Below are 10,304 nucleotides of genomic sequence, written 5' to 3'. Positions count from 1 at the left end.
TCGGGACATCTAGCCAAGACTCGGTGAAGGGGGAATCTCCCGCTATACGAGAAGCGTTAGCGGGATGAGCGTCAATTCCCCAATGCCTGTCCCAATTCTAGGGCCATCTTTTTCCCATCAAGGTGTTCTGCGCTGCAGCGGTTCCCTGGGGGCTTGGCTAGGATAGAGGCGAGGGTTTGGCAGGCCTAGGATGATCACGGTGCTGGTGTTAAATGCGGGATCTAGTAGCCTGAAAGCCTGTTTGTATCGGTTGACCCCTGAACTTGCCGCCACGGCTACTGCCCCTCCCGATCCCCTGTGGCACGGCCTTCTCGATTGGGGACAAGACCCAACGGTGGCGCGCCTGCAGGTGACAACTGCCGATCAAGGCTATGCAGCCAGCCTAACCCATCCAGACGGGGGAATCGCAGGCCTGCGAGACTGGCTCAAACCCCTCCTAGACACCCTCACCCGTGGCCCGACAAAGTGCCTAGAAAGCCTTGAAGAACTTACGATTATCGGTCATCGCGTGGTTCACGGTGGTAATCGCTACCGAGCAGCGGTGCGCGTGGATGCCCAGGTCAAAGCAGCAATTAGGGAATTGAGTGAATATGCGCCGCTCCACAATCCGGCCAACCTGCTGGGCATGGAATTAATGGCGGACATGTGTCCCCAAACCCCCCAAGTGGCCGTGTTTGATACGGCGTTTCATGCCCAATTGCCGCCGGTGGCGCGCACCTATGCCATCCCCTACGAACTGACCACCGCCGGTATTCAACGCTACGGCTTCCACGGTATTAGCCATCAATACGTCAGTGAGCGGGCGGCTACCCTCCTGCAGCGTCCCCTCGCAGAGTTGCGCCTGATTAGCTGCCACCTCGGCAACGGCTGTTCCCTGACTGCCGTCAAGGGGGGCATCTCGGTAGAAACGACAATGGGCTTTACCCCCACGGCGGGGGTGATGATGGGAACACGCTGTGGCGACCTGGATCCGGGCATCTTGCTCTATCTGCTGCGGCGCGGCAGGACGGTAGAAGAACTGGATCAACTGGTGAATCGCCGATCCGGCCTATTGGGGGTCTCCGGGGTGAGCAATGATTTGCGGCAGATTTTGGCCGCCATTGACCAGGGCAATCCCCAAGCGCAGTTGGCCTATGACTGTTTTATCTATTCTCTGCAACGGGGTATTGCCGGTCTTCTGCCGGCTCTAGGTGGCCTCGATGGGTTGGTGTTCACCGCAGGGATTGGCGAGAATGCTGCCTGTGTGCGACGGGATGTCTGCCGAGGGTTAGCTTGGCTGGGAATCGAGTTGGATGGCCACCTAAATCAGCAGGGAACCGGCGATCGCGACATTGCTGCGCCCTCTGCGGCAGTGCGGGTTCTTGTGGTGCGCACCCAAGAGGATTGGGCAATCGCCCGCGCCTGTGTGAAATGTTTATAACGGGTACTAAAGAAAAAATCAAAATTTATGCCCTAGCCTTGACGCTCAAAGGGTGGAGTACGTAGAATGCGGCGGGTAATTATTCACTCCTCAAGTATTCGATTTTGAGTATTCAATCTTTAGATCGTCCAAAGATAAAAACGTCAGGAGTTGAACTGTGTTGAATCTGCGTCGTACCGCTCTTGTTGCCTTGGCCGCAATGGCAACCTGTACCACTGTTTTACTTTCCTCTGCCGAAGCCAAGCAGGTGAAGGCTGTGCGCGGAATTGTCACCAACATTGACGGAGATAATATTACCCTGCGGCAACCTTGGGGTGAAGAGATTGTGGTGGTATTTGATCGCAAGCACCGTCAGCGCCCCTTCCGTCAAGAAATTGTTGAAGGCCTTGATGTGGCGGTGATTTTGGATCCAAAAGCTAGTGTACCCACCGCCTAAATTATTTGTGCTCGGATTGTCCCTGCGCCTGAGTTTGTGGCCGTGAAACCTATTCAAGTGCCTCAAGTGGGTGGCTCAGTATCAGCTCCGCGTCCGGCTGCCATTCCTCCCGCAGCACCACCCCCGGCACCGCCAACGCAAATTCTGTTCTAAGCATCCTGAGAGAGATTCGGAGTTGTTCTCATGTTGGGCTGGGTCAGAGGAAAAATCTTGGGTTTAGCACTAGGAGCGATCGCTACCTTACCCATGGCTGCTGTCGGTGCTGAAGAGCTGAAGGTGAGTCGTGCCTTTGAGTCAGAGCCTTACTTGCCAACCACCTTAGCGCCCTTGGCACTTCCCCCCCTTGGTGAGGCAACTCCGTTTCTACCCACTTTGGAACGCAAAATTGTCCTGCGCCTGCGGGAACGCCGCGTCTTTCTCTATGAAGGTGATCAAGTACTAGCCAGCTATCCCGTGGCCGTGGGCAAGCCGGACTGGGAAACGCCCCAAGGCAACTTTCGAGTACTTCACAAAGTCGTCAATCCCCAATGGCGTAATCCTTTTACGGGGGTTTTGGTTCCGCCGGGTAGTCGCAATCCTTTGGGCGATCGCCTGATTGTCTTTGCCCCCATGGGAAATAACAACTATGCTGGCTTCCACGGCACAACGAATGAATCTCTGATTGGTCAAGCGGTCTCCCATGGCTGTGTGCGCATGCGCAACAATGATATCCGCGCCCTCTTTGAAAAAATTGAGGTGGGCACAAAGGTTATTGTTCAGCCCTAACCCATCCTAATACATCATATAAAGACATATAGAGAAAGACGCGACAGCTTGCCCATTATTGGCGATCGCCGGTGACCTTCCCAACGGCTTTCCCTCAAGTTTTGCATAAAGCCACTTCGCAAACCATACCAATGCATTGGAAAGAGCTGATGCCCATTGGTTATGATTGCCTTAGGAATAGAGGTGTTTCCATAACCCTGTCGGGTAGGGTACGGCCTTGTTCTAAAACTCACTCTTCACGCCATCTCGCTCATGCAAACTTGACCGTTCACTGGTGGGTGATATTGTGCTGGGAAATCTATTTGCAAAACCAAAGCAAGGCTTGGGGATCGAACTCACCCCAGAGCGGGTCAATATCGTACAGCTTCAGCGGCAAAAGCAAGGTCTAAAAATGACGGCCATGGCCTCAGTCCCCCTCAGTGAGGGCGCCATCGAAGAAGGCCGCATCATTGACACCACCGCCGTTGCCGATGCCATTCGTCAAGGGATTGAGGACAAGCGCATCAAACAAAAAGAGGTGATCAGTGCGATTCCCATGAATGAAGCCGTGATTCGCCTGATTCGCCTGCCTGCTGAATTACCTGACTACGAATTGCGGGAAGTGGTTCTCATGCAGGAAGCCCCACTGTACCTCCCCTTTCCCCGTGAAGAAGCTGATGTTGACTATCAAAAACTGGGAACCTCCCTTGATGAAGATGGCATTGAGCGGGTAGAAATTTTACTGGTGGGCACGCCCCGCGAAGTGACCGATGCCTACATCAATGCCTTTACCCAAGCTGGTTTGCAACTCACAGCCCTTGAAGTCACTAACTTTGCCCTGATGCGTACCCTGCGGGATTCGCTACAGCAGTTTGTCGGAGAAGCAGCAGCGATTATTGATATTGGCGATGAAGGTACAGAAATTAGCATTGTCAAAGATGGCATTCCTCAGTTCAACCGTAAAGTGCCCATTGGCAAAGAACGGATGCAAGAAGCCATTAGCCGCGCCATGAACCTGCCACCTTCGATGGGCGTTGACCTAATTGAAAATCTGACCGTTCCTCTAGAGCCGATGGATGTAACGGGAGCACTCAACCCCAGTGGTGCCGCTATTTTGCGGGTGCTCTCCGATCTAGCAGATGAGATCCGCCGCTCCATTGACTTTTACCTCAACCAAGGGGAGAGTCTAGAGGTGTCCCAGTTATTGCTTGCAGGCCCCGGTGCCAGTATTGGTCAAGTGGATGAATTTTTTAGTCAACGGCTCAACTATGCCACCACTTTGGTTGACCCGATTAGTTTGCTGGGACTGCAAACCCCCGAAGAAATTCCCCTTGAAAAACGCCCTGCCCTCGGCACGGTGATCGGTCTTGGTCTGCGTGGCGCTTAGGAGCATCCCCGATGTACTCGATTGAGATTAACCTCCTTAAAGAACGTCCCGAAGTAGGGAGCATGGCTGCTACCACAACCGCAGCGGCAGGAATGAACAATGTGCCGATCATTATTGGTGGTGTTGCTGCTCTCTTCTTTCTAGGTTTGGCTCTTCTTGGCTCAATGGGTGCGAACCTCTGGCTACAACAACTAGCGAATAAACAAAAAAGCATTCAGGATCGCCTCGCAGCCATTTCTCCAGACCTGCAACGCATGGATCAAATTAAAAAAGAGCAGGAGCAAATATCAGCGGAAACCAAAGCCTTGGCCACAGTGTTTAATCAGGTCAAGCCTTGGTCGGCAGTGATGCGCAATATGGCCATTCAAACACCATCGGAGGTGCAAATTCGGCGGATTACCCAAGGAGGGCAAACCGGTCAAGAGCTAACGATTGAAGGCACCGCTGTCTCCTTTGATGCCGTCAGTGACTTTCTATTACTCTTGCAAAATCGCTCTCCCTTTTTTGATGGTAAGGCCACTCAGTTGGTGAAGGCGGAACGGGTCAACCAGCAGGGTAAAGAGGAGACAACAGCAAAAGTTTCTTTCAGTATCAAGACGGCGATCGCCAGCGTGCCCGCATCAGAACTCCTTGAAGAACTCGCCGCCAATGGCGTTGAAGGACTCGTGGCGCGCATTCAATTTCTCAAAGAAAAAGGAGTGGTACAGCAATGACCCTAACTGGCGATTTTGGTGGCCCCCCAATTGAGGACCCGGCACCGAATTATCCAACGGTCTTTGGTATTACCCTCACCCCCATTGTGAGTGGGGTGCTCATTGCTCTCGTCGGTTTGGGAGCAGCAGTCTATCTAGGAAACCTTCTCATTGCCCCCAAGCTCGAAGAAGCCACTAAGCTACAGGAGGAAATTACCCAACAGGAAAATAACCTCTCGCAGCGGGAAATGATCCTGAAGCAACTCAATGATGTGGTAGCGGGGTTAGAGCGCGCCAAGCAGGAAAATCGTGACGTGCGATCGCTCTTTGCGACACAGGAAGCTCTCGACACCCTCCTCCTTGACATTAACCGTCTAATTCAGACTAGCGGCGCCCAACTGAATACCTTTGAACCCGACAGTGCAGCTTCAGGAATTGTCCAAGATGGCTCCCTTGGCCCCGAATTAAATGCCAAACTAAAAAGACAAGTAACCAACGTTACGATTCAAGGGCCATTTCCCAGCATTTTGCAGATCATGCAAAAAATTGATCAGCAGCAGAACTTCCTCGTTATCAACAACCTGACGATGGAACTCATTGCTGATAAGCCCGGCGAAGTGATTACCACATTTAAGCTCATGGCCTACGTGCCCCTAACCCCTGAGGAAATTGCCGCTCTGGCGCCCCCTCAGCCCCAAGGAGGTGAGCAGCAAGGACAACCGCAGCAACCACAACAGCAATAGCGCATGACAATCAAAGAAGCAGCGTAGATTATTTTGGGACTGAGTTGCATTCTCTTTTCGTACGTTTGGTGGCATTTGTGAGGAGTCAAGCATCGTGAGTCAGCTTTTACATCGTCTCGGGTTAGGGGTGGCTACAACAGCCCTCATCGCTGCAAGTCAAACGCCTACTTGGGCAGCAGCAACTGAAATTACCGGCATTCGCCTTGTAACAGCACCCAACGGTATTCAACTCCTCTTCAACGTGCAGGGGAATCTACGGCCAGCGGTTTTCACCGTCAATCGTGGGAATGCCTCCATTGCCGACATTGCCAATAGCCAACTTCGCTTACCCCAAGGGGGTGCTTTCCGCCAAGAGAACCCTGCTCCCGGCATTTCCTCTGTAGAGGTAGTGCAACTGGATGCCACCACCATCCGCGTCACTGTGAATGGCATTAGTGCTGCCCCCATTGGCCAAGTGATTCGCGAAGGGCGCGACGGCCTACAAATTAACTTCATCACCACTCAAGGCCCTGCCGGTTCTCAAGTGCCCCCCACCGGTCAACCCATGGCCATGCCCCCCGGACCAAGTGCAGTGCCGCCTTTTCTGCCGCGCCCGGTGCCGCCACCCGTTGGCGATATGCTGGTGAGTCCCCTCAGTGCCGAGCCGGATGTGATTCAGTTGGGCACCAATCAGCGCATTCCCCGCTTACTTTTACGAGAGGCACCGGTGCGGGAGGTTCTCTCTCTTCTGGCCCGTGCCGCTAATATGAACGTCGTGTTTCCCGAAGGGGGCGGCGAAGGCGGGGGGACTCGCATTTCCCTTGATATTGAAAACGAGTCGGTGCAGGATGTTTTCAACTATATTCTGCGGGTCACCAACCTCAAGGCCAATCGCCAAGGCCGCACCATTTTTGTCGGCCAAGACTTACCGCCAGAGGCACAAAATCGCATTGTTCGCACCATTCGCCTGAACCAGTTGCGCGCCACGCTCAAAAGTACTCTTAGCCGTACACTGAGTTCTTCTGCAGATACCGGTGGAACAGTTGGCGGTGGTGGAGGCGGTGTAGCAGCAGCCACAACGGCTACAACCTCTGTCAACCGCCAAATCACAACCACAGAAAACGAAGAGCAACGAGGCGCCTTAGAAATTTTAGAAGCCTATGGTGCTAATGGGGGAGGTCAACAGGGAGGACAAGGCCGAACCTTGTTGGCGGGTTTAGAGGCAGTGGCCGACTCTCGCACCAACACGATTACCTTGATCGGCTCTCCCCGTAAGGTGGAGACGGCGGTGCAGCTGCTGCAACAGTACGATGTGCGCAAGCGCCAAGTGATGGTCAATGTCAAGTTTATTGATGTCAACCTGTCGCGTGAGCGTAATGCCAATGCAGATTTAATCACAAACTTTGGTGGCAGCCTTTGGGGGGCAATTTTTAATCCTAATGGATTAACTATCATTCGTGGTACAACACCCAATGTTGGAGGTCTGACCCCTCCTCCTTTGCCGCCGATTCCCGGTGCCACAGTGGACAGTTTGCTCAGTAACTTTTTTGCACAGCTTCAGTTATCTATCAAAACCGGAAATGCCGTTGTCTTGGCTAATCCTACACTGGTTATTCAAGAGGGGAGCGCAGCTCAAGTCAACTTAACCCAAGAAATCTTTTCAGGCATTCAATCTACGGTTAGCTCTCAGGGAACCGGTGCAGGAGCCGCACTCCAATCGCAGTCAATTCAACCTATCATTCGACCTGCTGGTGTTATCTTTAATGTCACGGTAGAACAAATTGATGACAATGGTTTTGTTACATTGCAACTGTCTCCAGAAGTGAGCGCGCCTAGTAATACTTATTCAGTAGTTTTTCCCGGCGTTACTAACCCCTCTACAGGTACCCTGCTCTCGCAGCGGCGGATGGAGTCAGGGCGGATTCGCTTGCGGGATGGCCAAACGTTGATGCTGGCAGGCATTATTCAAGATCGGGATCGCTCCTTGGTGACCAAAATTCCGATCCTCGGTGATATTCCCCTATTGGGGCGACTGTTCCGACGGGAAAGCAACCAGCGTCAACGCAATGAGCTGGTGGTGATGGTGACACCAAAGATTATTGACGATACGCAGAATGCCGAGTTTGGCTACCAGTACTCACCGACGCCGGGGAGTATGCCGCCAGAGCTGCAAAATCGGATTTTGCAACCGCCACCGCAGCGCTTCTAAGTGTGGTTTGCCCCCTCTCGATACACGCAGAGGGGGTTCATTTTTTAGTTGGCAATAAGTTTTTGCCAGCCTAATCCCGCAAGGGCTTGGTTGCGCCGCAGGGGACGAGTCACCAGTTCCAAGATGTCGCGAGCATTGCCAAAGCCATGGATTTGGGCAAACGTGAATTCCACCGACCACTTGGTGCTGATGCCACGGGCTTCGAGGGGGTTCGCATGGGCCATGCCGGTGATCACTAGGTCAGGTTGCCATGCTTTGATGCGCTGAAGCTGGTTGTAGTTATCGGGTTTTTCAACAATGGTGGGTAGGGGATGACCCATTTCGGCACAGGTTTGCGCCAAGAGTTCTAGCTCCGCTGCTTGGTAGCGTTTATCCATGTAAGGGATGCCAATTTCATGGACGCGCATACCACAGCGAATCAAAAACCGCGCTAGGGAGATTTCTAGGAGATTGTCCCCCATGAAAAAGACCGATTTGCCCCGCACTAATTCAAGGTAGTCGCTGAGTTTTGCCCAAGTCTCGACTTCCCGCTCCGCTAGACCTTGGGGCTGAATCCCAAACGTGGCACAAATCTGTTCGATCCATGCACGGGTACCATCAGGACCAATGGGAAAGGGGGCTGTAATCAGTTGACACTTACGACGGCGAATCAGCGTGGTGGCAGTACGACTGAGGAAAGGATTCACACCAGCGACGTAGTAGCCCTCGTCAATCACGGGCAATTCCGTATAGCGTTTGGCAGGGAGCCATCCTGACACCTTGATGCCCTGTTTTTTCAATTCCAGCGTCAGTTGGGTGACGACAGGATCTGGGAGGGAACCAAAGAGAACAAGGGGTGGGTGGTCGTGGTATTGGTGTGATTCAGCTTGGACTTCCTCTTTTTTCTTGCCAAAGTTGAGAAGGCGTTGGATGGGGTTGCGTTCCTCTAGGTTACTGACAGCCGCCGATGTCGGACAACGTGCAGCCATGGCTGCTAACACTGTATCTTCCCCTTGGGTAAAGGCATAGTCGAGACCATTGGCACGGGCAACAACAATGGGAATACCGATTTCGGCTTCGAGTTTGGGAGCCAGTCCCTCCAAGTCCATTTTGATAATTTCCGTAGTGCAGGTGCCAATCCAGACAATGACACTGGGGTTGCGATCGCGCTTAATTTGGAGGCAGAGGCGCTTTAACTCTTCATAATCATTGAGTTGCGCCGAAATGTCTCCCTCCTCTAGCTCCGCCATGGCATAGCGGGGTTCAGCAAAAATCATTACCCCCATCGCATTCTGTAAAAAGTAGCCACAGGTCTTGGTACCAATGACTAAAAAGAAACTATCCTCAATCTTTTGGTAGAGCCAAGCCACACAGCTTATGGGGCAAAACGTATGGTAATTGCCTGTTTCACACTCAAAGTTGAGGGCAGTGGGAGCAGTCGCAGTCATAGGGAGAGCCTCCAAATTTAGAAACTATCGAAACTAGGTTTGCTGACTTTCAGCGGTCTTCTCACGGTGTTCTTTAGCCCGATTGCTGACAAAGGGCTTGGGGGGCAGTTGCGCAGGGTTATCGCGATTGGCCAGTTCTTCGTCAGGTTTAAAGTTCAAGCCAAGGGCGGAAATCATGCGATGGGATCGTTGCTCAGTCTCACTCCAGCGAAGGGGTTGCGTGGAGCATTCTAGGGGAGGTTTAGACCGCTGCAAGTGAACGTTCTAGCCCTTGCGGATTTAAGTAAAAGTCCGATAGCAGGGCAAAGAGGTCGCGATCGGGGGCATCCTTGGGCACCACTCCCTCAGGCCGTGCCAAAATTTGATCGGCAATGTTCAGGTAGTAGTCGCAGACATAGTTAAGACTGGGATCACTTTCGGCCATCTCAAACAGCGTCTTGCCCTTGACCCGCGACACCCGAATGTCCTCGATCAGGGGCAGAACCTCAAGAACTGGCATGGGAACGGCTTCCACATACTTGTCAATGAGATCCCGCTTACTGGTGCGATTGCCAATGAGACCGGCAAGACGCAGCGGATGGGTGCGCGCCTTTTCGCGGACGGAGGCAGCAATGCGATTGGCGGCAAAGAGGGCATCAAAGCCGTTATCGGTGACAATTAGGCAATAATCGGCATAGTTAAGAGGGGCGGCAAAACCACCACAGACCACATCCCCAAGCACATCAAAGAGAATGACATCGTATTCATCAAAGGCATTGAGTTCCTTGAGGAGCTTGACGGTTTCGCCGACCACATAGCCACCACAGCCTGCGCCTGCCGGAGGGCCACCCGCTTCGACACAATCCACGCCGCCATAGCCTTTGTAGATCACATCCTCTGGCCAGACATCCTCATAGTGGTAGTCCTTGGCTTGGAGTGTGTCAATGATGGTGGGAATGAGAAAGCCCGTGAGGGTAAATGTGCTGTCGTGCTTGGGGTCACAGCCAATTTGCAGGACTTTTTTGCCCCGCCGCGCCAGCGCCACCGAAATGTTGCAACTGGTCGTGGATTTGCCAATTCCGCCTTTGCCATACACTGCGAGTTTCACGTTGACCTTGCCTCCAATGAAGCGACACGATGACCTAAAGGATATTGTCGGCTAGCGATCGCCAGAAGCCACAGTGGTCAAATAAATTATTTTCTTGTAATAAAATTTCAGATGATTTCAGAATTAGCAAAAAAATTTCCAAGGAATAGAAACTTGTCAGAACATTACTCATTTCCTTAG

General features: G+C 52.7%; 10 protein-coding genes. 7 read left to right on the top strand and 3 right to left on the bottom strand.

The features are described from left to right. Positions 1-190: 190 nt before the first annotated feature. The 7 genes from ACK4IR_RS07215 (at position 191) to ACK4IR_RS07185 (ending at position 7,610) form a co-directional block, all read left to right on the top strand. Complete coding sequence (locus ACK4IR_RS07215) at positions 191-1,420, top strand: acetate/propionate family kinase (RefSeq protein WP_409873710.1); 1,230 nt, start codon at positions 191-193, stop codon at positions 1,418-1,420. 157 nt (positions 1,421-1,577) lie between these two features. Further along, positions 1,578-1,856 (top strand): hypothetical protein, encoded by a 279-nt coding sequence (locus ACK4IR_RS07210; RefSeq protein ID WP_409873709.1) that lies wholly within the window; start codon positions 1,578-1,580, stop codon positions 1,854-1,856. A gap of 210 nt (positions 1,857-2,066) precedes the next feature. After that, positions 2,067-2,621, top strand: coding sequence for a L,D-transpeptidase (locus tag ACK4IR_RS07205; RefSeq protein ID WP_409873708.1), 555 nt, complete (start codon positions 2,067-2,069; stop codon positions 2,619-2,621). A 322-nt stretch (positions 2,622-2,943) separates the two neighbouring features. After that, entirely contained in the window at positions 2,944-3,987 is a 1,044-nt protein-coding gene (gene pilM / locus ACK4IR_RS07200) for a type IV pilus biogenesis protein PilM (protein WP_409873707.1), read from the top strand. 11 nt (positions 3,988-3,998) lie between these two features. Beyond that, entirely contained in the window at positions 3,999-4,700 is a 702-nt protein-coding gene (locus ACK4IR_RS07195; protein ID WP_409873706.1) for a PilN domain-containing protein, read from the top strand. Beyond that, positions 4,697-5,422: a pilus assembly protein PilO gene (locus ACK4IR_RS07190; protein ID WP_409873705.1), complete on the top strand. Its 726-nt coding sequence runs from the start codon at positions 4,697-4,699 to the stop codon at positions 5,420-5,422. The genes ACK4IR_RS07195 and ACK4IR_RS07190 overlap by 4 nt, the downstream gene beginning before the upstream one ends. Before the next feature lie 94 nt (positions 5,423-5,516). After that, complete coding sequence (locus ACK4IR_RS07185; protein WP_409873704.1) at positions 5,517-7,610, top strand: AMIN domain-containing protein; 2,094 nt, start codon at positions 5,517-5,519, stop codon at positions 7,608-7,610. A 44-nt stretch (positions 7,611-7,654) separates the two neighbouring features. Here ACK4IR_RS07185 and ACK4IR_RS07180 read toward each other — a convergent pair whose 3' ends face one another. From ACK4IR_RS07180 to bchL, 3 genes are all read right to left on the bottom strand, one after another. After that, complete coding sequence (locus ACK4IR_RS07180) at positions 7,655-9,037, bottom strand: ferredoxin:protochlorophyllide reductase (ATP-dependent) subunit N (protein ID WP_409873703.1); 1,383 nt, start codon at positions 9,035-9,037, stop codon at positions 7,655-7,657. Between the two features lie 33 nt (positions 9,038-9,070). Continuing rightward, a complete protein-coding gene (locus tag ACK4IR_RS07175; RefSeq protein ID WP_409873702.1) occupies positions 9,071-9,214 on the bottom strand; it encodes a hypothetical protein in 144 nt (47 codons plus the stop codon). A gap of 64 nt (positions 9,215-9,278) precedes the next feature. Further along, complete coding sequence (bchL, locus tag ACK4IR_RS07170) at positions 9,279-10,124, bottom strand: ferredoxin:protochlorophyllide reductase (ATP-dependent) iron-sulfur ATP-binding protein (RefSeq protein WP_409873701.1); 846 nt, start codon at positions 10,122-10,124, stop codon at positions 9,279-9,281. Between the last annotated feature and the right edge of the window lie 180 nt (positions 10,125-10,304).

Source organism: Thermosynechococcus sp. (assembly GCF_046299635.1).
In the GTDB taxonomy this organism is placed as follows: Bacteria; Cyanobacteriota; Cyanobacteriia; order Thermosynechococcales; family Thermosynechococcaceae; genus Thermosynechococcus.
This window is presented reverse-complemented; position numbering and strand designations above follow the sequence as displayed.